20 protein-coding genes are annotated in these 24,000 nt (G+C 49.9%); 10 read left to right on the top strand and 10 right to left on the bottom strand.

The features are described from left to right. Positions 1 to 48: 48 nt before the first annotated feature. The 7 genes from KG631_RS05125 to KG631_RS05095 all read left to right on the top strand — a co-directional run bounded on the left by KG631_RS05125 (position 49) and on the right by KG631_RS05095 (position 6,168). A complete protein-coding gene (locus KG631_RS05125) occupies positions 49 to 639 on the top strand; it encodes a LemA family protein (RefSeq protein ID WP_213996075.1) in 591 nt (196 codons plus the stop codon). A 6-nt stretch (positions 640 to 645) separates the two neighbouring features. Then, complete coding sequence (locus tag KG631_RS05120) at positions 646 to 2,502, top strand: M48 family metallopeptidase (protein WP_213996068.1); 1,857 nt, start codon at positions 646 to 648, stop codon at positions 2,500 to 2,502. Between the two features lie 103 nt (positions 2,503 to 2,605). After that, positions 2,606 to 3,082, top strand: a complete 477-nt coding sequence (locus KG631_RS05115; protein ID WP_213996064.1) for a hypothetical protein — start codon at positions 2,606 to 2,608, stop codon at positions 3,080 to 3,082. Between the two features lie 97 nt (positions 3,083 to 3,179). Then, positions 3,180 to 4,055 (top strand): HDOD domain-containing protein, encoded by an 876-nt coding sequence (locus KG631_RS05110; protein WP_213996058.1) that lies wholly within the window; start codon positions 3,180 to 3,182, stop codon positions 4,053 to 4,055. A gap of 19 nt (positions 4,056 to 4,074) precedes the next feature. After that, positions 4,075 to 4,212 carry a DUF2256 domain-containing protein gene (locus tag KG631_RS05105; RefSeq protein ID WP_213996051.1) on the top strand — a complete coding sequence of 46 codons (138 nt, stop codon included), beginning with the start codon at positions 4,075 to 4,077 and terminating at the stop codon, positions 4,210 to 4,212. A gap of 150 nt (positions 4,213 to 4,362) precedes the next feature. Further along, positions 4,363 to 5,157, top strand: coding sequence for a glucosamine-6-phosphate deaminase (gene nagB / locus KG631_RS05100; protein ID WP_213996043.1), 795 nt, complete (start codon positions 4,363 to 4,365; stop codon positions 5,155 to 5,157). A 57-nt stretch (positions 5,158 to 5,214) separates the two neighbouring features. Further along, entirely contained in the window at positions 5,215 to 6,168 is a 954-nt protein-coding gene (locus KG631_RS05095; RefSeq protein ID WP_213996036.1) for a tRNA-dihydrouridine synthase, read from the top strand. Positions 6,169 to 6,209: 41 nt separating this feature from the next. On the opposite strand, the gene tdh is transcribed toward KG631_RS05095, so the two are convergent. The 3 genes from tdh to KG631_RS05080 form a co-directional block, all read right to left on the bottom strand. Further along, the gene (tdh, locus tag KG631_RS05090) at positions 6,210 to 7,232 is read right to left on the bottom strand and encodes an L-threonine 3-dehydrogenase (RefSeq protein WP_213996029.1); all 1,023 of its coding nucleotides are present in this window, start codon (positions 7,230 to 7,232) and stop codon (positions 6,210 to 6,212) included. A gap of 14 nt (positions 7,233 to 7,246) precedes the next feature. Continuing rightward, positions 7,247 to 8,443, bottom strand: a complete 1,197-nt coding sequence (locus KG631_RS05085; RefSeq protein ID WP_213996024.1) for a glycine C-acetyltransferase — start codon at positions 8,441 to 8,443, stop codon at positions 7,247 to 7,249. A gap of 145 nt (positions 8,444 to 8,588) precedes the next feature. Beyond that, positions 8,589 to 9,254, bottom strand: a complete 666-nt coding sequence (locus KG631_RS05080) for a TetR/AcrR family transcriptional regulator (RefSeq protein WP_213996017.1) — start codon at positions 9,252 to 9,254, stop codon at positions 8,589 to 8,591. A 119-nt stretch (positions 9,255 to 9,373) separates the two neighbouring features. Between KG631_RS05080 and coaD the strand changes: the two genes are divergently transcribed. Then, positions 9,374 to 9,859, top strand: coding sequence for a pantetheine-phosphate adenylyltransferase (gene coaD, locus KG631_RS05075; protein WP_213996010.1), 486 nt, complete (start codon positions 9,374 to 9,376; stop codon positions 9,857 to 9,859). An 8-nt stretch (positions 9,860 to 9,867) separates the two neighbouring features. On the opposite strand, the gene KG631_RS05070 is transcribed toward coaD, so the two are convergent. Genes KG631_RS05070 through nagK form a run of 3 tightly spaced genes read right to left on the bottom strand, consistent with a single transcriptional unit; the run spans position 9,868 to position 13,301 of the window. Further along, positions 9,868 to 11,193, bottom strand: a complete 1,326-nt coding sequence (locus tag KG631_RS05070; RefSeq protein ID WP_213996007.1) for a sugar MFS transporter — start codon at positions 11,191 to 11,193, stop codon at positions 9,868 to 9,870. Positions 11,194 to 11,217: 24 nt separating this feature from the next. Continuing rightward, the gene (gene nagA, locus KG631_RS05065) at positions 11,218 to 12,387 is read right to left on the bottom strand and encodes an N-acetylglucosamine-6-phosphate deacetylase (RefSeq protein WP_213996000.1); all 1,170 of its coding nucleotides are present in this window, start codon (positions 12,385 to 12,387) and stop codon (positions 11,218 to 11,220) included. Further along, positions 12,384 to 13,301 carry an N-acetylglucosamine kinase gene (gene nagK / locus KG631_RS05060; protein WP_213995985.1) on the bottom strand — a complete coding sequence of 306 codons (918 nt, stop codon included), beginning with the start codon at positions 13,299 to 13,301 and terminating at the stop codon, positions 12,384 to 12,386. The genes nagA and nagK overlap by 4 nt, the downstream gene beginning before the upstream one ends. Before the next feature lie 212 nt (positions 13,302 to 13,513). On the opposite strand from nagK, the gene KG631_RS05055 reads away from it, so the two are divergent. After that, positions 13,514 to 16,081, top strand: coding sequence for a family 20 glycosylhydrolase (locus KG631_RS05055; RefSeq protein ID WP_213995978.1), 2,568 nt, complete (start codon positions 13,514 to 13,516; stop codon positions 16,079 to 16,081). 71 nt (positions 16,082 to 16,152) lie between these two features. Here KG631_RS05055 and KG631_RS05050 read toward each other — a convergent pair whose 3' ends face one another. From KG631_RS05050 to KG631_RS05040, 3 genes are all read right to left on the bottom strand, one after another. Then, entirely contained in the window at positions 16,153 to 16,863 is a 711-nt protein-coding gene (locus tag KG631_RS05050) for a SapC family protein (protein ID WP_213995974.1), read from the bottom strand. Positions 16,864 to 17,048: 185 nt separating this feature from the next. Continuing rightward, positions 17,049 to 18,077 (bottom strand): cupin-like domain-containing protein, encoded by a 1,029-nt coding sequence (locus tag KG631_RS05045; protein ID WP_213995970.1) that lies wholly within the window; start codon positions 18,075 to 18,077, stop codon positions 17,049 to 17,051. Between the two features lie 71 nt (positions 18,078 to 18,148). Further along, complete coding sequence (locus KG631_RS05040) at positions 18,149 to 20,824, bottom strand: TonB-dependent receptor (RefSeq protein ID WP_301003615.1); 2,676 nt, start codon at positions 20,822 to 20,824, stop codon at positions 18,149 to 18,151. A gap of 423 nt (positions 20,825 to 21,247) precedes the next feature. Here KG631_RS05040 and KG631_RS05035 point away from each other — a divergent pair, with 423 nt between their 5' ends. Then, complete coding sequence (locus tag KG631_RS05035) at positions 21,248 to 22,273, top strand: substrate-binding domain-containing protein (protein WP_213995963.1); 1,026 nt, start codon at positions 21,248 to 21,250, stop codon at positions 22,271 to 22,273. A gap of 55 nt (positions 22,274 to 22,328) precedes the next feature. Here KG631_RS05035 and KG631_RS05030 read toward each other — a convergent pair whose 3' ends face one another. Beyond that, positions 22,329 to 23,930 (bottom strand): AbgT family transporter, encoded by a 1,602-nt coding sequence (locus KG631_RS05030; RefSeq protein WP_213995957.1) that lies wholly within the window; start codon positions 23,928 to 23,930, stop codon positions 22,329 to 22,331. Positions 23,931 to 24,000: the final 70 nt, after the last annotated feature.

Here is a 24,000-nt window from a genome sequence, read left to right as displayed (position 1 = left end):
AACTATTGTTAACAATATGGCATTAAACCATAGTGCCGGGAATTCACCATGAATCTACTTATTGTCCTTGTCATACTCGCTATCATAATTTTCTATGTTATTAGTATTTTTAACCAGTTGGTTAAGTTAAAAAACCGTTTTCAGAATGCCTTTGCTCAGATTGAAGTTCAGTTAAAGCGGCGCTACGATCTGATACCTAACCTGGTTGAAACTGCTAAAGCTTATATGTCACACGAGCGGGAAACGCTGGAAGCGGTTATTAGTGCCCGTAACGCGGCGATGGCCGGACTAAAGGTAGCCGCGAACAACCCTGGCGATGCAGGTGCTATCAGCCAGTTGGCCGGTGCTGAAGGTGCATTGCAAAGTGCGATGGGCCGGCTGAACATGGTTATGGAAGCGTATCCTGATCTGAAAGCCAACCAGAATATGATGCAGTTGTCTGAAGAGCTAACCAGTACTGAAAACCGGGTTGCCTTTGCCCGGCAAGCTTTCAATGATGCGGTTACCGAGTACAATACTTATAAGCAAAGCTTTCCACCCGTTTTAGTGGCAGCTACATTTGGCCACGCCAACGATGCCGCCTTGCTGGAATTTGAAGACAGTCAGTTAATCCAGGCAGCGCCTAAAGTAAGTTTCTGATAAACAATGGCAACTAACTTTTTCAGTCAACAGGATTTAGCCCGTCGTAACACCCGCATCCTGGTGACCTTATTCAGCCTGGCTGTTGTCCTGCTGCTGCTACTGACTAATGCTCTGGTCTTAGTCGGCCTGGGTTTCGTTGATCTACAAAATGTCGACTCATCTGCTGTAGAACGTGGTCTGCCCTGGCCAACAATTTTTTTTATCAGTATTGGTGTGATAACCGCTGTCGGTATAGCGGTGCTGGTTAAATGGCAGCAACTAAAAGGTGGTGGTAAAGTTGTTGCGGTCAGTCTGGGGGGGAACCGGATTGATGGCGCCAGCGACGACCCGCTTGAGCGGCGCCTGTTAAACGTCGTGGAGGAAATGGCGATTGCTGCCAACGTGCCCGTGCCACCGGTTTATCTGTTGCCTGAAAAAGGGATCAATGCTTTTGCCGCCGGTTACAGCCCGGGTGATGCAGTAATAGGCGTTACCAGAGGCTGCATTGAGCAATTAAACCGCGACGAACTGCAGGGTGTGGTAGCGCATGAATTCAGTCATATCCTGAACGGCGATATGCGGATGAATATCCGGATGATCGCCATATTAAACGGTATTTTATTTTTGGGACATGCGGGCTACTACATGCTGCGTGCCGGCAGCACTGGCAGAGGCACCATAAGCCGCAGTAGCAGTGGTAGAAATAAAAACGCCGGTGGCGTCCTGGCCATTGCGCTGGGCCTGGTCGTAATTGGTTATGTAGGTTCATTTTTCGGCAACCTGATTAAAGCGGCTGTCAGCCGGCAACGCGAATATCTGGCCGATGCTTCAGCAGTGCAATTCAGCCGTAACCCCAGGGGAATTGCCGGCGCCTTAAAACGAATAGGCGCTCACAGTGCTGGCACCCGAATCAATAATCGGAATGCCGATGAAAACAGTCACCTTTTTTTCGGTGAAGCGATTTCGCGGTGGGCCAGTATTTTTGCCACACACCCGCCACTTGAACAACGAATTAAACGCCTGGAGCCGCACTGGAACGGTAAATTCCCCAGCGCAATAAACCAGGTAGAAGCAGCAACAGAATCCCCTGCAGCACAAGCAACCAGCAACACCATGCCAGATAAACAAGCAATAATTCATGCTGTTGCCGCTTTACCCATGCTTCTGGTACAAAACAGCCGCCAACCGTTGCAGGCACAAGCAATTGTTTGCGCCATGCTGTTACGACACGCCGATTATGAAGCTGAACAAATAAAACTGATTAAAGAGCTGGGATCACTGGAACTGTTGCAACAGGTAGACCAACTCATTGATGCAGTGCAGGCTTTGACACTACCCTTGCAAGTTCAATTATTGCAGCGCATCGTGCCGGCCTTAAAAACGCTTAACCACGACCAATTTGTTCAGTTTGAGCAACTGATAGTAGCGCTGACCGCTGTTGACAAACATTTGTCACTGCCAGAATGGTTGGTCATTCATTTTATTGACCATACCGTCGCCAGCCATTTTAAACCTAAACCGCAAATTCAGAGAACCCGGCAGACCGATTTTGCACGTTTACAAACGCCGGCGTTGCACTTGCTCGCTGCCGTGGCAAAAGCAGCCGGAGAACCGCAAGCCTGTCAACAAGCATGGCGTGCGGGGCTTAATGCTCTGGCACTTGCTGACACTACCCCGATGCCTGACGGCGATTTCAGCGAATTGAGCTCATGTATTGACCGGTTGCTTGGCGCGGCCCCTCTTCTTAAGCAACATCTCTGGCATGCCTTACTGGCAGCAGTGGCGGCAGACAAACTTGAAACACAGACCGAGCAGGCACTTTTAACAGCACTGGCCCTGATGCTGGAAATGCCATGGCAGCCCCAGACACCCAGTCGCTAAATTAATGGCAGTTGAAGCAAAATGTTAAAAATTCACTTTAGGGCTTTAGCCCTGGCCTCAGCTAAGGTAAAATAGCCGGTTCTTGTTTAATTCCGGAGGCTCTGTGTCCGACACCCCGTCAGAAAGTCGCTTGTTTTTATTGTACGATTCCTCGTTCGACGATATGGACGCGGAGGGCTGCCCTGGTTTCGGCTTCGTATTGTTATTTAATGAGGCCGATGTCAGTCAGTTCACCGCCGGAGAAAACCCCTCTTGCCCTGCTGTATCGATGTTATTTACCGACCATGCAGATGGCAGCATAAGTGGCGACCTGCTGGGCTGGGCGCATTTAGATGCTGAAGTGTTTCAGCAGTACCCACTTGGTCAGTTTTTAACCCTGATGGAGCAAGCAGCTCAGGTCGCCGTAAACGCTTTCAGGCAAGTGGGTCAGGTCCCTGACAAGCTGGTTGCCCTGAATCTGCCAGACGAGGACCTAATTCAGTTTGACGTACAATTTAACGACTTGCAGCTCAAAGATAAACAAAGTGAGCTAATGCTGGCACAGCAATTGATGGCTGGCCGGCCCTATCTCGATTCCTGAGATAGTCAATATGGTAGTGAGCCAATTGCAATTTATCGCTGATCTTTTACTATAGCGAATATCGGTAAACAGCTGGCCAGCAGACGGAGTAACCGCAATGAAAACTGCCCTAGATATGGCTTTAATTGAGAGGGCCTTAAGCGGTTTTACTATTCCACCCCGCCCCGAGATATTACAGCACATTCAGCAGCAGCTGGCTAAACCCGATCCAAGCATCAGCCGGATAGCGGCGTTAATTAATCTGGATGTCGGTATAGCCGGGTTTACCTTAAAAGTGGTTAACTCAGCTTTCTTCGGACTACGTCAGAAAATCACCTCAATTGAACATGCTTGTAAGTATCTTGGCCTGAGCCGGGTTATTGCTCTGGTTCGAAGTATTCTGCTGCGCTTTACTCTGGCAGAAGGGCGACAGGATCCTTTTAGTCAGCGCTTATGGAGCAGTGCTTTGCACACTGCCACCATTGCAATGGCGCTGGCAAAACAGTTTAATCTCAACCAGGCCACACAGGACGACTGTTATAGTCTGGGGCTATTTCATAACGCCGGTATAGCTCTGATTAGCGAACAGGCACCGCAATACGCGATGGTTTTGCAACAGGGTTTACAACTGGGCAGAGGCTATAGCGAGATTGAAGAACAGCATTTTCAAACCTGCCATGAAGTGCTGGGCTATTTAATTGCTCAATCCTGGGGGTTAACCCCGGAGCTTTGCAATGTCATTGCCTATCACCACAGCCCGGCGCTTATTTTGCAATCAGATAACGATTACGAACAGCAGTTATTTGCTCTGCTTAAACTGGCTGAGTTCTTCAGTGGTGAAAGTCGGGTGCTCTACAATGTTAATGTTGACCCGGAATGGCAAAATTACAGTGGAGCTATTCTGGATGTACTGGAGCTGGACAGCCTGAGTCTGCCTGATTTTGCAGAGTTGTTGCACCGCCAGAACATTCAAACCGTATATAGCCTTAACTAAACCCGGTTAAGGTGTAGCTGTGGTCCACCGCAAGTTATTACTGCCCCAGAAAGTATGTCCATGTTGTCAGCGACCTTTCAGCTGGCGTAAAAAGTGGCAACTGAACTGGGATAAGATCATTTATTGCTCTGAACGCTGCCGCCGGACGAAAACCTAGCTGCCAGCGCAATAAACCTATCGCTGAATCGAACCACATCATTAACACACCCCAAATGACAGCGTTGTCATAATTGATTATATCTGCTACATTTAGCTCATAGACGAAACCATGCAGGTAGTGTTTGCACTTTTTCATAAGGCTGGCCCGATGCAAATTGTTATATTACCCACAGCAGACGACGTTGCAGCATATGGCGCACAACTGTTTATCCGACAACTGACAGATAAACCGCAGTCTGTGCTGGGGTTAGCAACAGGTTCAACCCCCCTGGCATTGTATCGGCTGCTGATTCGTGCCTGCCAACAGCAAGAAGTGTCTTTCGCCAACGCTAAAACCTTTAATCTTGATGAGTATCTGGGGTTACCCGCCGATCATCCGCAAAGCTACCGCTATTTTATGCAGCAGCATTTATTTAATGCCATCGATATTGTGCCAGCTAATACTGCTGTACCTGATGGCTCAGCTACCGACCCTGTCGCCGCGTGCCAGCGATACGAGCAGCAAATTGCTGATGCCGGAGGAATAGATCTGCAATTGCTGGGACTGGGCCGCAATGGTCATATTGGTTTTAACGAGCCGTCTTCCGGACTGCGTTCCCGCACCCGGATTAAAACCCTGACTCCAGCTACTATTGCTGATAACGCCCGTTTTTTTGCGCCGGGTGAATATCAGCCTCATTTGTCGATCACCATGGGAATAGGCACCATTCTGGATGCCCGTAAAGTATTACTACTGGCCACCGGTGCCAATAAAGCCGCAGCCGTTAAAGCCATGATTGAAGGCCCGCTAACTGCCGCTTGCCCGGCCTCTGCTTTGCAATTACATGAGCAGGCTATTGTCGTGCTGGATGAAGCCGCAGCAGCAGATCTATCTGATATTGAGTTCTACCGGCACATTGAACGGGAAAATCAGGCACTGCTAAAACGACTTGCCAGTCAGTAATACCCATCCAGGCCGGTTCCGGCTACAATAGCGCCCTTATTTCAGCCGGGAGTCGCCATGAATATTGTATTAGCACCAATGGAAGGTGTGGTAGACCATCTGATGCGTGAAATGCTAACCCGGATTGGCGGTTACGACTTGTGTATCACTGAATTTGTCCGGGTGGTTGACCAGCGTTTACCCGCCCGGGTATTTCAGCGCATTTGCCCGGAACTGTTGCAAGGTGGCAAAACCACCACAGGTACACCGGTCCGGATACAATTACTGGGACAGGAGCCAAACTGGCTGGCTGAAAATGCAGTACGGGCAGTCGAGCTGGGCTCCCCGGGGGTAGATTTGAACTTTGGCTGCCCGGCCAAAGCAGTGAATAAAAGCCGCGGCGGCGCTGTGTTGTTGAAGGAAACTGAGCAATTATACCGGATAGTAAAGGCGGTGCGTGATGCGGTGCCCGCTGAATTCCCGGTCAGCGCCAAAATCCGGCTAGGTTATGATGATACCAGCCTGACTTTAGCCAACGCCGCTGCAATTTGTGCCGCCGGCGCCAGCAGCCTGGCGGTCCACGCCCGGACCAAAAGCGATGGCTATCGGCCCCCTGCCTACTGGCCATGGATCGCTAAAATTAAACAGCAGGTCAATATGCCAATTATCGCCAATGGCGAAATATGGACCGCAACTGATGCCTTGTTGTGTCAGCAGCAAAGCAATTGTCAGGACATTATGTTAGGACGCGGCGCACTGGCCATGCCCAACCTGGCACAAACTATCAGACAACACCAAAGCGTAATGCCATGGCAGCAAGTACTGGCACTACTGATGCATTACTCAGAATTTGAAATTGCAGGCGATAAAGGTAAATATTATGCCAACCGGGTGAAACAGTGGTTCAGCTATTTGAAGCTGCAGTACCCGCAGGCTGCAAGCCTGTTTCAGCGCCTGCGTTTGCTACGAACCGGCGCTGATATTCTGGCATTGTTGACGACAGAATCAGCAAAATTTAGCGCTCAGCAATAACCTGCCAACCTGAGTTCGCAGGCTATTTACCAGCACCTCAGCTACCAATTTAACACGACTTTCCCCGACTGGCCGGAACACATAATGTCGAACCCTTCCTGAAAGCGCTCCATTGGCATTTCATGCGTCACCATCGGAGTCAGATCCAAGCCTGACTGGATTAAACTAGCCATTTTGTACCAGGTTTCAAACATTTCCCTACCGTAAATACCTTTTATAATCAGGCCTTTGAAAATAACTTTGTTCCAGTCTACCGCCATATCTGACGGTGGAATACCCAGCATAGCAATTTTGCCACCATGGTTCATGGTATCGAGCATGCTGCGAAACGCCGACGGCACGCCAGACATTTCCATGCCGACATCAAAACCTTCTGTCATGCCGAGCTCATTCATCACATCTTTTAAGTTCTGCTTGCTGACATCTACTGCCTTAGTTGCGCCCATCTTCAGGGCCAGTTCCAGCCGGTAAGAATTAACATCGGTGATCACCACATGCCGTGCTCCGACGTGGCGCGCCACGGCGGCGGCCATAATACCAATAGGGCCGGCACCGGTAATTAACACATCTTCGCCAACCAGATCGAACGACAGCGCGGTATGCACGGCATTACCAAAGGGGTCAAAAATAGCCGCAATATTATCCGGAATGTTGTCAGGGAGTTTAAAGGCGTTAAACGCCGGGATCACCAGATACTCGGCAAACGAGCCTGGCCGGTTTACACCAACCCCGGTGGTGTTTCGGCACAAATGCACCCGGCCCGCCCGGCAGTTACGGCAATGACCACAGGTAATATGGCCCTCACCCGATACCCGGTCGCCTACCTTAAAGCCCCGTACTTCTGAGCCCATGCCCTCAATAACGCCGACATACTCATGACCCACGACCATACCGTGCGGAATGGTGTTTTGAGCCCACTCATCCCATTTATAAATATGCACATCAGTGCCGCAAATTGCGGTTTTCTTAATTTTAATTAACACGTCATTCGGGCCAACTTCAGGCTTTTCAACCTCAGTTTGCCAAATGCCGGGCTGTGCTTTTAATTTTGCTAATGCTTTCATTCTACGTCCCGCCCTTATGCGATCACGCCCATGTCTTTACCGATCCGGATAAAGGCATCAATCGCCTTATCCAGCTGTGCTTTACTGTGTGCCGCGGAAATTTGGGTACGAATACGAGCCTGGCCTTTTGGCACTACCGGGAACGAGAAACCCACCACGTAAATACCTTCTGCCAGCATGCGTTTCGCCATTTCAGCAGCCACTTTGGCATCGCCCAGCATTACCGGAATAATCGCGTGGTCTTTGCCTGCCAGGGTAAAACCGGCAGCTGACATTTTTTCGCGGAAGTAATTGGCGTTATCCCAAAGCTTTGCCCGCAGTGCATCGCCCGATGCCAGCATGTCCAGCACCTTAATTGAGGCGGTAACAATGGACGGGGCCAGCGAATTTGAAAATAAATAGGGCCGTGAGCGCTGACGCAACCAGGCGATCACTTCTTTTTTACCTGAAGTATAACCCCCTGAGGCCCCGCCGAGAGCTTTACCCAGGGTGCCGGTAATAATATCGACCCGTTCCAGGACATCGCAGTATTCATGAGTGCCACGACCGTTTTTACCGACAAAGCCAACAGCATGACTGTCATCGACCATAACCATGGCATTGTATTTATCGGCTAAATCGCATACCGCTTTTAAGTTGGCAATAATCCCGTCCATCGAAAACACGCCATCGGTGGCGATCAATTTAAAGCGGGCACCATCTGCATCAGCTTGCTTCAGCTGCGCTTCCAAATCAGCCATATCGTTGTTGGCATAACGGTAACGTTTCGCTTTACATAAGCGCACGCCATCAATAATTGAAGCATGATTCAGCGCATCGGAAATCACTGCATCTTCTGCGCTTAAAATGGTTTCAAATAAACCGCCGTTAGCATCGAAACAGGACGAATATAGAATAGTATCTTCAGTACCCAGAAATTCGCTGATTCTGGCTTCAAGAGTTTTGTGAATATCCTGAGTACCGCAAATAAAGCGTACTGATGCAACCCCAAAGCCATGGCTGTCCAGGCCGTGTTTAGCCGCCGCAATCAGATCGGGATGGTTCGCCAGGCCCAGATAATTGTTGGCACAAAAGTTTAGTACCTGAGTCCCGCCCACGGTGACATCCGCCTGCTGCTGGGAAGAGATAATCCGCTCGGCCTTAAATAACCCTTCAGCGGTTACGTCTTCAATTTGGTGTTGTAAATGTTGCAGAAAAGCGCTGTTGCGCATGCGGCCTCCTGGTTGGCGATGGTCTGAGCGAGTTTAAAAGATGCACATTGTAAAGGTTAAGACGCTGCTGTGCAGCGTTTCGTTATTAAGTGTAATGGCTGGCAGTTTTACAGCTGTAAATAATCAGATACAAGCGGACCCTTTTTCAGTAGCTGGTCTGATCTGCGCCGGCCAGATTGGCATAGTGCTGCTGCAAATTACTGATCCGGGGTAAAGCATGAGCGGTGGCATAGGGTTTAAATAATAGCAGCACCTTTAACACCCCCTGATAAACACTGGCCTGATTTATTGGCTTATCCGGGGCCTGGGTTTTCAGATAACTGATCCAGAACGTCACCAGCAATTTAACGCTGTGGGCAAAGCCCGTGATATCCTCGTCGGCAATTTCAATCACCCCTTTGGCTTTCAGTACCTTTAATACCGAGATCACCCGCTCCAGCACTCCTTGTTGCACCCTGGCATAATCTTGTTGCAGTGCCGTGTCACGTGCCAGAATATCAGGCAGGTTGGCGTAGAAAAAATGAAAGCGCCACATCAATTCAAATACCACGTCTAAATACTCAGCTAAGGCGTCCAGCGCTTCGGTTTGGACCGAGGGCGGTTTTATCCGGGTTTCCAGTAATTTGGCATACTCTTTAAAAATTTGCCGGACAATGTCTTCTTTATTGCGAAAATGGTAATACAAATTACCCGGGCTAATACCCAGATGGGCGGCGATATGGTTGGTGGTAACCTGACGCTCACCTACTTCGTTAAACAGCGCGATACTGGCCTGTAAAATTTTGTCTTTGGTGCGGAGCTTTTTTTCCATTGCAGTGGCTAAGCTTCTTTGTTGGTATAGTAGTTTGCTATAGTAACGCCAAACCGCCTAAAAACTCTAGTCGCTTGCGCCATGCTGTGCTCAGGTGACACTAACTTAAGTATCAAAATATGAAAGTAAAAGCGATTTATCCCGGCACCTTTGACCCACTGACCAATGGCCACAGCGATTTAGTGCTGCGGGCCGCCCGGTTATTCGACTCGGTAGTGGTTGGGGTAGCATCAAACCCCAGCAAGCAGCCGTTATTCAGCCTGGATGAACGGGTGCAACTGGCTGAGCAAGCCTTTGCAGATTGTCGCAACGTACAGGTAATTGGTTTTTCGGGCTTACTGGCCCAGTTTGCTAAAGAGCAGCAGGCTCAGGTGCTGCTGCGGGGCGTGCGTGCTGTTGCTGATTACGAATACGAGTTTCAGCTGGCCAGTATGAACCGGCAGTTAAACCCCGAGCTGGATAGTCTTTTTATGACGCCTTCCGAAAAAAATACGTTTATTTCTTCAACCCTGGTTAAAGAAGTATGTCGGCATGGCGGCGATATCAGTAGTTTTGTGCCCGCTCATGTTGAACGGGCACTGAAAGCGAAATTCAGTAAAACCTGAAACCTGGCTTACCCCCAGTTCCTTAACTTATGCCCCTTGAAAGCATAAAACAAAATATAGGCATAGCATGGCAGCATCATCCAATAAGCAAGCTGGCTGTCACCTGAGCTATGCGCCAGATAACCATAAACCATGGGTAAGATTGCCCCCCCGGCAATACCCATAATCAGTAAGGCTGAGCCAGTACTGGTTAATTTACCCAATCCCTGCAGCGCCAGTGGCCATACTGCCGGCCATACCAGTGCATTAGCAAAGCCCAGTAACGCCAGAAACATCACGGTATCCGGTACTACCGGAATGCCACTCCAGCCAAAAAGCAGATTTGCCAGCACGCTGCTATCCGTCTTGCCAAACATTACCCCTAACGTAAACAATAACCCGAACACAGCTGACCCCTGTAATGCACGATCCTGTGACAAGTATTTAGGGATGCAAAATACACCTACCAGGTACCCCAGTACCATAAAGGCCATGGTGTATGACGTTAGTGCGCCAAAGTGGGCAACACCAAGGCCCTGCCCATACAAACCGATGGTATCACCGGCAATCACCTCCACGCCGACATAGACAAAAAGTGCCACCACACCCAATACCAGCTGCGGATGACTGAAAACGGCAGTCCAGGATGTATCAGCGGCATTATTGTCCCCGCTATCATTTAAATTGAGCTCAGGCAACGGTGAAAACTTCACAAATGCCGCAAGCAGCAACAGGGCAACAGTCATATAAAGGTAAGGGGTGACCAGCCGGTTTGATAATTCAGCCAGCTGAACATTGCGCTCTGCCTCTGTTAGTACCGCCAGTGCTTCTGAGGAAAATTGCTCCATGCCCGTCAGAACCCAGGCGGTAAATAGGATTGGCACAATAAAGCCCGCCCCTTTATTCACCAGTCCCATAATACTGATGCGCATCGCGGCACTTTCACGCGGGCCTATACACACTATGTAAGGGTTAGAAGCAGTTTGCAAAATGGTAAGGCCGGTGCCTAATATAAATAATGCTGCCAAAAACAAAGCATAGTGAGATGTTTGCGCTGCCGGAATAAACATAATGGCGCCAATTGCCATAATCAGCAGACCCAGCACCATGCCGTTCTTGTATCCTACTTTATTAAGCACAAACGACATCGGCAACGCCATCACAACGTAAGCAATATAAAACGCAAAGGTAACCAGCAAGGCCTGGAACTCATTCAGCTCGCAAACAATTTTTAAAAACGGGATCAAAGAACCATTTAACCAGGTTACAAAACCAAAGATAAAAAATAAAATACCGATAATGATCATTGGCAACACACTGCTGTGACTTACCGGCCGGGCAAAGGATCTATCCATCTTGTTTATTCCTATTTATTATAATCATTTATGCGGTCCTGGCGGAGGCGCCTTATAAAAACTGTTGCCAGCAATCCAGTTTTGCTGCACCCGATACTGCGCGTCCAGCAATACCATATCTGCCTGATAACCGTTGCGCAGCTGACCGCGGTTGTCAGCACAACCCAAGGCCTCAGCCGGATAACGTGCTGCCATCCGCAAGGCTTCACCCGGTTCAACGTCAAGCACCTCAATGGCATAGCGCACAGCGCTGGCCATATCCAGCACCGACCCCGCCAGTGCGCCGGCTTCATTGGTCAGCTTATTGCCGTCGCGCTTCACTTTGCCGCTAAAAAAAGCAAATTCCGTATCATCAGTACCAACCGGCGACATAGCATCGGTTACCAGCACCACCTTACCTTTCGGTTTAGCGGCAAGTGCCAGCCTGGCAGCAGTGGGATGCAAATGCAGACCGTCCAGAATAATGCCGCACCAGCTGTCTTTGTCCGTCAACGCCACACCTACCATGCCCGGCTCGCGCGAGGTTAGCGGCGACATCGCATTGTAAAGATGAGTAAAACCGCAGGCTCCGGCAGCCAGTGCCTGCTGTACAGTGGCCGCATCGGCATTGGAATGTCCCAGCCAGACCTGCATGCCAGCTGCAGTGAGTTGTTTGATTTGATCCGGCGTAACGTTCTCCGGTGCCACGGTGATCAGCTTAATACCAATATCTGTGCGTTGATATAACGCCAGCTCTGCTGCCGATAACGGCCGGATGTGTTCCGCCGGGTGAACCCCTTTTTTCGGCACCGATAAGTGCGGGCCCTCGAAATGCAAACCAATAATGCCCGGTAATTTTGCGGCGATAGCCTGGGCAACCACATCAGCGGTTTGCTGCATTAAGGCAACAGAGTCGGTAATAACAGTAGCTAACATGGCGCTGGTGCCAAAGCGGGCGTGGGCCTGTACCATGGTGTTTAACGTTGCTAAGGTGGGCGCAGTATTAAACAGCACGCCGCCGCCACCATTAACCTGTAAGTCAATAAAACCCGGTGCCAGAATGCCGTTAAGCACTGTGCCGGCTGCAGGTCTGATGTCAGTAATTACCCCGGCGCACCAGCTAAGCTGGACATTGCGGTGCCAGTTATTGCCATCAAACATTGAAGAAACGGCGATAACATTATTGGTGTTGCCCTGGTCAGATAATCTATTCATTCGGTTGTTCCGGTTTCAACGGCACTGGCACTGGCTTGTCTGGCAAACCATACTGCACCGTATTCAGGCGGCTGCGACGGCGGTACCACTAGCTGGCGTACCGCAGGTGCAAGATAAGGTTCTACTTTATATGCCAGACCACCGATTAAACACAAGGCTGCAGGCTGAATAGTCAGTAACCGCTCAGCAATTGCGTTAATATGGCCAGCACCCTGCTCAACTATTTGCCTGGCGACAACGTCACCCTGCTCTGCCGCAGTAAATACCAGCGGTGCCAACCGCGCGTACTCGGTGGGGCTGGCATTCATAAAATGTGACGCCAGTTGCAAGGTGTCATTGCTCTGCAACTCAATCTGAAGCATTTCCGTCAGTAACGTTGGCGCAATCAGCTGGTCTTTACTGCAAAGCACCTGTTGCAAAAGTTGCAGGCCAAACCAGGCACCACTGCCATTATCGCCATAGGGAAATCCATGGCCTCCTACCTCCAGCAACCGGCCATTGACCGCTGCCAGACCACAAGAGCCGGTACCACAAATCAGCACCGCACCATCCTGGCCCTGATGCGCGCCAATGCAGGCAATATGAAGGTCGCTGGTCAGATGTAAACTGGCAAAAGGATGTTGCCAGGCTGAAAAAATCTGAAAATACTCTGGTAAATTAACACCTGCCAGACCAGCCCCCACTACCAGCTTTGCCATAGTACTGCGAGGCAGGCCGGCATCTGCCAACGCCTGACCGGTAGCATCCAGAATTGACTCAGTGACCAGTTGCATGCCACGAAGCGGATTCGCCGGCCCAGACAACCCTTCACCCAGCAGCTGATTATCTGCTGTCATCAACACCACCCGACATTTACTACCGCCGCCATCAATGCCCAAATACAGGGGTTGTTGTGTTCGTACCTCAGTGCTCATCCTACATCCTCTTTGCTGAGTCGGCGTAATTCACTCAGCTCGCTGTGCTATATCGAAAACAGTTTGTTGGCTAAAACTTGACTTTAGCACAAGTCTTTGCCAGATTGACAGCGTTGTCATTTTGTTTTTCAGCATATAATAAATCTGACAAATAACAAGAGGCTTGTTTAAATTTCAGCCGGATTTTTACCGGCAACGCTGGGAGCAGGGAAATGCGGTACCTTTACATACTAATATTTTTGGGGTTAATTAGCGGACATACCAAGGCCGCCCTTACCAGTCAAAGCGACTTAGCGGATTTTGCTGATGGCGCTGAATTATGGTTTGCCGTTGAGTCAAACTTACTGGCCGAACCCTCTACTTTTGCCGGGAGCATCAGCCTGATAAACAATTCTAGCCAGGCGCTACCCGCTGGCAAGGCTGACTGGCACATCTATCTGCATATGGTGCGACGCCTGGAAACAACAGAACAGGCGGGCCTGCGATTACAGCATCTTCAGGGCGACTTACATCGTATCTCGCCAACGGCAAAATTCAACGGATTGGCCAGTGGCGAACAAATACAGCTTAATTTCAACTCTGCGCCCTGGATCATCAGCTACAGCGATTTTATGCCCCGGGCCTTTGTTGTTGCCCCGGGCCTCACTCCGGAAATATTTGCTAATACTGACAGCGAAGATTTCAGTCATTTCGTCAGGCCGTTAACTGAGCCCCGACAACGGCTGCGCAATATTGGTACTGGCGATAAATTTGCCACGATGACCGATCGGCAGCGATACCGGCAAAACCTGACAGCTGACGGTAACCTGCTAACCGACTCACAGCTGCAGCAACGTATTATACCTGCGCCAGCTAAACTACAGGCCCTTGAGGGTAGCATCACGCTTAGCAGTAAATGGCAACTGCATATCACTGCAGAACTACAACACGAAGGCCAATATCTGCAGCAGCAACTGCAACACTATTTCGATAGCGATATTACGGTTACCCGGGCAACCGGCAGACAACAAATCCAGCTGAAACTCGCTGCTAGTCAACCCTCTCAAATTGCGGAGAGCTATCAGTTACATATTAAAAACGACGTCATCGAGATTATCGGTACTGACAGCGCCGGCGTGTTTTACGGTATTCAGAGTTTGCTGGCACTGCTTCCTGTCAGGGAGCAGAGCACAAATCGCGTCCAGTTGCCTCAACTATTGATTAGCGACCAACCCCGTTATCGCTGGCGCGGCATGCACTATGACATGGGGCGGAATTTTCATGGTCTGGAAGTGACCTTGCGCCTGATTGAACAAATGGCCCGTTACAAACTGAATAAGCTGCATCTGCATCTGACTGAAGATGAAGGCTGGCGCCTGGAAATTCCGGGCTTACCTGAACTGACTGAGCTCGGCGCTTATCGCTGTTTTGATTTAACTGAGCAGCGCTGCCTGCTAACTCAGCTGGGTACCGGCCCGCATACCGATGGTTCCGGCAATGGCTATTACAGCCGTGAGCAATTTATTCAGCTGTTGCGTCATGCTAAAGCCCATCATATAGCAGTGATCCCGGAGATTGACTTACCCGGCCACGCCCGTGCGGCCATTAAAGCAATGGAAGCGCGTTATCAGCGGATGAATCAGGCCGAACAGCCAGAGCAGGCTGCCCGTTACCGGCTGACTGAAGATCACGACCAGTCTGACTATCTGACAGTGCAAAACTATAACGATAACTCGGTCAACGTCTGTCTGGAATCAAGTTATCAGTTCGTTGACAAAGTAATCAGCGAACTACAGCAAATGTATCTGGACGCAGGAACAATATTGCGCCTGTTTCATATGGGCGGCGATGAAGTGGGCAAAGGCTCCTGGCAGGGCTCACCGGCCTGTCAGCAGCTTATTGCCACACCCGATAACAACGTTAGCAGTGTGGCCGATTTAAAGCCTTATTTTATTAACCGGGTAGCCCAGCTGGCGGCAAAGCGGGGGCTGGCATTAGCTGCCTGGGAGGATGGGTTAATGGCCACCCCAGCCCAACCTTTTGCCCGCGACCAGTTCCAAAATCCGCAGGTGGTGGTAAACGCCTGGGATAATATCTGGGAATGGGGTTATGGCGACAGAGCTTATCTGTTTGCAAATGCCGGTTACGACGTGGTGCAATCACCAGGCACAAACCTGTATTTCGACCACCCGCAGGAGGCACACCCGGCAGAGCGGGGTTACTATTGGGCGGCCCGGTATACCGATACAGAAAAAGTATTTTTCTACCGGCCGGATCATTTGTATCACAACGCAGAGTTTACCCGCGACGGTACCGCCATTACCGATTTAGCGGCGCTTCTCGGCCGGCCATTGCCTCAGCTGGAAAAGCCACAGCACATGCTGGGCATTCAGGGCCAGCTATGGAGTGAAACCATTCGTACCCCGGCCCAACTGGAGCAGATGCTCTATCCCAGATTAATTGCCCTGGCAGAGCGGGCCTGGCATAAAGCCAGCTGGGAGCCGGATAAAGCGGCCAGTGCCGCCCGCGACGACTGGCGACACTTCAGTCAGCGTTTGGTCAGTTATGAATTACCGCGGCTGCAGCAGAGTAACAGCGGGCATTATTTACCGCCTCCGGGTGCTCTGCGAGACAATGACAAGCTAAAAGCGAATACGGCCTGGCCGGGTTTAACTATCGAGTTCAGTACGGATCAGGGGCAAAGCTGGCAGCGCTATCAATCAACACTAACGGTCTCTGAGCAGCAGGTATGGCTGCGTAGCCGGCTTGGCAAAGTCAGTAGCCGGATCATTAAACTCTGAGTCTTTAAACTTATAAACTTAACCAAAAACGGCACCTGTTCAGGTGCCGTTGTCAGTTAAACAGCTTGCTATCAGGCAGGTTTAACCAGCTTCTGCACCAGTTTCTGGGTATGCTGCAGTGACATTAAATGGGCATAAATAGCGGTCAGGAAGCCCAGTTTCCGTAATTCCAGAAACACTTCGTTGTCCAGTTCATTTAGCTTTTTTTCATCAATCATGTGAATACCATTAATGTTGCGCGGCTCACCGTCAACTGTAATGGTCAGCACCTGTTCTTTAATCAGATCCAGACTCTTTAACTTTTCACTGAAACCACGGGTCATCCGGCTGAATTCAACATATTCACCCATTTGCTTTTTCCGATCGGCCAGGTAATCGGTTTCGCTGCCGTCGTCTTTAAACAAAGGCAAGCCTTCCGTCTCGTTAACCCGGGCAGATGACTCATCTACCGCTACCACTAACCGATCACTGTTCGGCTCTGGCTGTACCAGCACTAACGGATAATTCCGCGCCACCCGCGGCACATACAGCGCCTGCCATTTACCATCTTCAATAACCAGATTCTGATTTGCCGCTAAGCCCAGTAACACTACTGGCTGATAGCTGTCACTCTGACCATCTTTGACAAATACCACCGGAAACTCAGCACCGGCAACCACGAATTCCTGCACCACGATTGGCAGCATATGTTGATCGGCAATGTGGCTGAATGCATTTTCATTACTGATTCTGGTCTTGGCGTGTTGTTCTTTATTTAGCGCTACTACTTTTTTCTGTTCCATAGATAACTCATTGTTATGGGATTTTTAAGATACCAGCTGGTTGCGGTGTCGATATTTTAAGCAGCTGCAGGTGCTGCGACCGTCTAATCCACTGGCGTACCGGCGTTATCTTGCGTCAAGTTGGCCTGTGAATCAACTGCTGAATGCCGATAAAGCCCGCTACCCCTTATCACCCGTCAGCGATATCAAACATCGGTTTGTCTGGTCAGCGAACTTATTAACCACCGGGTTAATGCATCTTCCGCTGCAAAGGCACCTTGCCCCTGAATTCCCTGCTTATCAACTGGAATATGGGCCAGGGCTTCATTACTGCTGTTATTCAATATGAAGTGGCGGAACATCGCATTCCACGCCTGCCGCTGCGGCGCAGGTAAGCCGCGTAAGCAGAGCAAACTGTGCAGCAGGGCATTTAACGGTGCCGGCCGGCTGTCAGCCGTGCCGATGGAGCCGTTCCACCAGTAGTTAACCAGCAAATTGATAGCAGCTGTGGACTGTACCTGATGCCACCACAATGCCGGAATATACAATACGTCACCCGGCTCAAGCTCTGCTACCTGCGCCTGTTGCAGTGCTTCAGCCGCTTTAGGAAAACGCTTCAAATCTGGCTGGCTAAAGTCAACCAGGCTAATTGGCGCGCCGGTTGGTGTATAGTCCAGCGGTCCGATGTACAAATTGGACACCTGCTCTGGCGCAAACAAAGTAAAAATCCGTTTGCCGGCGACAACACATGCCAGATTATCGGCGTCATCGAAGTGCGCGGGCACCGTCACCATATTACCCAGCCAAATTCGGGGGATCACCGTCCGCGGCAGCAACGGGTTAGGGTTCTCTGAAGTAAAATCAGGCAAGCAATCACTGACTAAAGCACTTTGCGCGGCAATACGCACGGCCTGCGGATCTGTTTTAGTTTTCTGCAGCTGCGCCAGTATGGCAGTTAGCGGGTACTGACGTTTTTCATAGTTAAAGCCTGCCCAATCTGGCTTATAGCCTATCCGGCCAGCTGTTTGCGCTGCCAGTAGCAAGGTATCAACCTGCCAGCCGCTATCCATAGCAGCGATATACTGCTGCAAACTCTCTGCAGACGCCACTGCCCGTTGCACCACCGGCCAGTGCTTTACCAGCCCTTTTAAGATTGCCGGCTTAGCAGCAGGCATTATCTCTTGCTGCCACTGCGCCAGCGTGACGTTATGCCAGCATTTTACTGCCTCAGCCATCGTTCACTCCAAAAACTAAAAGGGGTTAACACCTGATGCCAACCCCTTATCCTGACTATTGTTTAGCTCGCTCAGAATGCCATTCTAACCCCAGCAGTAAAGCGGCGGCCATTCTGATAAATCGAGAATAAGCGTGCCGTATCGGTGTTGTACTCCACCACTTCTTCATCAGTCAGGTTAACCGCTTCCAGTGACAATGTGATCGTGTCTGTCAGATTGTAACCGAAACTGGCATCCAGCTGACCGTAGCTGTCATTCCACAGTTCATCACCATTGAAATGTAAGCCTTTATACCACTCCGTCCGGTAGTTATACATCAGCCTGGCACTGAGGGTATCCGTTTCATAGTAGATACTGGCATTCATCATATGCCGTGAAGTACCTTCCACCAAACCAGAGCCCGGCTGTGTCAGTTGCCGCTCTTCATCACGCTGGGCATTGGTGTATGTGTAATTCGCACTGACCCCATAATCACCAAAAGCCTGCTGAAATGTCAGTTCGATCCCGTCGGTTGTGCCACCAGGGCCATTTTCCGGCCGGGTAAAGGTCACATCAACCCACTCCTCGCCTTCTTCCCAGTAGCGCTGATCAACAAAGGTTGAGAAGCTGCGGTAGCTTTTAATATCTTTATGGAAATAGGTAACGGCTAACAACGCTGACGCGTCGAAATACCATTCAAAGGATAAATCAAACTGGTCAGCAATTTGTGGCATCAAATTGGGGTTGCTGGCGCTGCCCGTTGGCTGCGCCACATTCAGTGAGCCATAGGTAACTGAAGAGGAGATATTATTCCAGTCCTGGCGCGCCATTACCCGGGCGGCGCCAAAGCGCAATATTTGATCGTCAGATAAATCAAAAGCAATATTCAGGCTGGGCAGCACTTCGCTGTAATCATTATCAGTCTCGACCCATTCCAGTACTTCAGGAGTCAGCCACTCCCTGTCAATGGTCCACAATCCCCAGGAATCACCGGAAAATTCATAGCCACCGGATGTTTGCCGGGTATCGACAAAGCGCACCCCGACATTGCCGCGAAAGCCTTCACCTTCAAAATCACCCTGGGCATATAATGCCAGAATGTCTTCCTCCACCGCCCAAATCTCAGCCAGGTTTTTCGAGCGGGCGAAATCTGCCGGTACCCCATTTAAGCCGTCAAAGGCAATTTGCTCCATCGCAGCGCGGTTGTGCGCCATTTGCTCAGTCATATTGCCATTGACCACCGCATCAATATTGACCGTGCCATTAAACAGGCCGCACTGTGCCCAGTCGTAGCACGTGGCAAAAATATGATCAAGATAACTGCCGGCGATATCTTCATTGCCAGTCATCGTTTGCGGGCCATGCCAGCTATAGGCTACCCGGTCCTGAGTCCGTTCAGCCATCCGGTATTTGGCCCCGGTTTTAATGGCGGTAAAGGCCCCTTTCTGTACCGGAATAGTAAAATCAAACTGGGCATAGGTTTCTTCATCAGTGGTCGGCTTTTCGCCACCCCATATCCAGCCCGGCCGAAACTGGGTCGGATCAGTTGCATCGACAACCGTATTGGCCGTCGGCGTGCCACCCCGTAAATCGAAGTTATAACCGGTGCCACCTGCCGGACCGTATTCCCACGATGTCTCCCGGTAGGTGCCTCCTTTCGCTTCGGTATGGCCAAGCTGAGTATGCAATTCAAAGTTGTCGGCACTGTAGTTCAAATCAAAATCAATAGCGCGGGTTTCAGTAGACGAAACCCGGTTAATAAAGTTATAAGCCGCTGTGCCAGCGCCAGCCACGTCACCAGCAACAATGCTGCCGTTTTCAAGCGCAGTATTAGTCAGTGAATCCGCATTATTGTTAACGAATATTAACCAGTTCTGATTGTGGTTATTGGCATCAACTTTTGAATCCAGAATATTGAGTACCATATCCAGATTGTCGTTGGGCCGGGATTGCAACGACAAAAACAGGGTTTCACGCTCGCGATCCTGCTCAAAGCGGGGCACGCCAATATGGCTTGGTAAAGAAGCGTCTAACTCGGCATTATTTGGCCAGCCCAGCACTTCAAAGCCCTGCCGTACCACTTTCCGATCTTGTTTTATCGCTGATACCAACACACCAAAACTTTCGGCTTCATTCTTCCAGGAATACATGCCTGACAGTTGCGGGTCCCATTGCTCCGAGGCCTCTGAATACTGCCCTTCCAGCGAAAGGTTTACCGCGTTTGCTTCCATCGACAACGGCGTACGGGTACGCAATATAACAGTGCCACCGATTGAACCTTCATCAATACTTGCCAGCGGAGATTTATACACTTCTAAATCTGATACCAGAGCCGACGGCAACATGGTGTAGTTAAAACTACGCCCCGGGTTATCCAGAATAAACCAATCGGCCGTTGCCACCGTCTGACCATTTAATAAGGTACGGTTTGTTGAAGAACTGGCGCCACGAATGGTAATTTTTTCACCTTCACCAAATTCCCGGCTTACACCGACACCAGTGATCCTGGACAATGATTCGGCGACGTTTTTATCCGGAAACTTGCCAATGTCTTCCGCTGTCACCACATCAACCACTGCATTGGAATATCGTTTGGCATTCAGGTTGGCTTCCTGCGAGGCACGAATCCCCCGAACCTGAATGACTTCAACCTGTTGCTCTTTTGCAGCGTCATCCTGCGCCAGTACCGGCATTGCAGTAACTGCAGCTCCGGCGATTAGCGCCATTTTTACCGCTATAACACTTTTTTTTACGTTGTTGTGCAGCATGTGTTTCTCCCGTTCCTGTGCTCTTTGGCATGGTACTTTTTATGCTTTATCCTAATGACAGCGTTGTCATGCAAATTAAACATACACAAATTAATATGGCTTTGCAAAGTTTTTCAGCTGTTTTTTTAACCAGCTATTTTGGCAGTGCCATTGCCAACCTGCCCTGACCTATAGACTAAAAACAGCAGTAATCTGCCACCAAAATAATGATAAGTAATTAATTTAAAATGAATTAATAGCGTTTACAGTTTAATTGCCGCAACATCTTGAATAGCACTTAGCTTAGCTAGCTGCGATGTTGCAGGTTAAATTTATTCCGAACATTGACCAGCGCTGTCATCGAAGGCGATAAGGCATGTTATAAACGCGCTTCAGTATGCTAGACTGAGCGGCATAAACGGCTATGCCGAGCTGAGAAGACCAATGAAAATAACAATTAATGATGTAGCAAAACTGGCAGGGGTATCGATAAAAACGGTATCGAGGGTGATGAACAACGAACCGTCGGTACGCAAAGACACCTTTGATAAAGTGACTGCCGCCATGAAGCAGCTGCAATATCAACCCAACTCGGCCGCCCGCAATCTGGCCAGTAGCCGCTCGTACAGCATCGGTTATGTTTACGACAACCCAAACGCCTATTATGTAATTGAAATGCAGCGCGGCATGCTGGATGCCTGCCGCAAACATAATTATGAGTTAATTATTCACCCTACCAACGCCAAATCACCCGATATCGTGCAGGAAGTACTTGAACTGGTTGATCGCTCCCGCCTGGCTGGTCTGGTGCTCACCCCGCCGTTTTCTGAAATGCCGCATCTGGCTGATGCACTGAACGAAAAAGATATTGCCTTTGTCCGGATAATTTCCGGTTCTACGCCATCGCCAAAACTCAGCAACTGTGTGTTGGTGGACGATTTTACTGCGGCATTTAAAATTACTAATCACTTACTGGAGCTTGGCCACACCGATATCGCCTTTTTAGGTGGCGACGAAGAACATAGCTCCAGTGGTGAACGGCTGGCAGGCTTTGAAGCTGCGCTGGTTAAACGTGGCCTGAAACCAAAACCTGAGTGGGTCGTATCCGGCTCCTATTCATTTGAATCGGGTGTCGCGCGTGCCAAAGCCTTGTTAACTGCCAGGCAGAAACCCACAGCAATATTTGCCTGTAATGATGAAATTGCGGCCGGTGCCTTATTCAGCGCCCGGCTAATGAATGTCTCGATTCCGGATCAGCTGGCCATTGCCGGTTTTGAAAACAGCCCGTTTTCACGCCAAACCTGGCCTCCCCTCACCACCGCCCATCAACCAAATACGACGATTGCCCAATATGCTGCTGAACTGCTATTTAAGTGCAGCAAGAAAACCAACAATAAAGCGGATGTTAAACAGCAAACGGTATTTATTCCGGAACTGGTAGTACGCGAGTCGACTTCGCCCGGCAGTTAAGCGTTAATTATAAAAAAACCGCTGAAATCAGCGGTTTTTTTTATAAACGCCAGTATTACCCGGCACTAAACTGATAGTAAGTTGGCGCATTCGGCCCCACCGGAAAACCGCCTACAAATACCCATAAAATAAATAAAAGCGTCCAGCCAACAAAGAACACCATTGAATATGGCAGCATGGTCGCAATCAGCGTGCCAAGCCCCATGTCTTTTTTATATCGTGCTGCTACAGCGAGAATAAGTCCGAAGTAGCTCATCATTGGCGTGATAACATTGGTTACCGAATCACCTATCCGGTAAGCCGCCTGAATAACTTCCGGTGAATAACCAACAATCATCAGCATAGGCACAAAAATGGGCGCCGTAATAGCCCACTGCGCCGATGCCGACCCCAGCATCAAGTTTACAAAACCACACATGGCAATAAAAAACACAAACAACAATGGCCCGGTCAGACCCATTTCCTGCAGAGCAGTCGCACCTTTTACCGCGAAAATAGCGCCCATATTTGACCAGCCGAAGAAGGCCACAAATTGCGCCGCAAAAAACACCAACACAATATAAAGTCCCATGGAGCCGATGCTTTTCGACATTGCATTAATGACATCACGATCGGTTTGCATCGTGCCGACAATTTTGCCGTAGACAAAGCCTGGTATGGCGAAGGTTACAAAAATAAAAACCACTATCCCTTTTAAAAAGGGTGAACCCGGTACGCCTCCGGTTTCCGGGTTACGTAAGATCCCCCACTCGGGCACTATGCTTAATGCCAGTAAAACGGCTAACAGTAAAAATGTCAGGCCGGCCCCGGCTAAACCACGCTTTTCTTTCGATGTCAGTTTATCAAGCTGTTGGGCCCCTAAATCGATGGACGCTTCATCAGCATTGTACTTACCTAGTTTGGGTTCAACAATTTTTTCAGTGACAATGGCGCCTAACGTTGCAATAACAAAGGTACTGGCAATCATAAAATACCAGTTTGCCTCAGGGCCGACATTATAATCAGGGTCGATCAGGTTAGCCGCAGATGTGGTAAAGCCGGCCAGCAACGGGTCGACAGTTCCAATAAATAAATTAGCACTATAGCCGCCTGATACCCCGGCAAAAGCGGCAGCTAAACCGGCCAGCGGATGACGGCCCAGAGAGTGAAATATTACCGCCGCCATCGGGATAAGCACCACATAGCCAAGCTCAGAGGCGGTATTCGAAATAATACCGGCAAACACAATAGTCACGGTAACCATTCTTTTTGATGCGCCCATCACCAGGCCACGCATCGCTGCCGAGATAAGGCCGGAGTGCTCAGCAATACTGACGCCAAGCAGCGCTACCAGCACTACGCCAAGTGGCGGGAAGCTGGTAAAGTTAGTCACCAGATTAGCAATAATCCGTTGCAGGCCATCAACACTAAATAAGCTGACTACCCGGATAATGCCATCGGCAGAACGGCCGGCTGCTCCCTCTGGCCTTGGGTCTACCGCGCTGAAATCAAAATAGGCAGCAACACCGCTACCGACAACAACCAGCACAGCAAATAAAGCAAATAAGGTTACCGGATGGGGTAATAAATTCCCCAGCCACTCTACCGTATCCAGAAAACGGGTAAACCAGCCACGCTTGGGTCCTGCCGGAGCAGGTGTTCTACCAGCGTTTGTCATAAATGAATTCCTCTTGGTCAAAGCACAGATAATGTCGCCAGTTATCTGGAATTAGTTAACAGCTTTATAG

It is taken from the genome of Arsukibacterium sp. (genome assembly GCF_018402695.1).
Taxonomy (GTDB): Bacteria; Pseudomonadota; Gammaproteobacteria; order Enterobacterales; family Alteromonadaceae; genus Alishewanella.
This window is presented reverse-complemented; position numbering and strand designations above follow the sequence as displayed.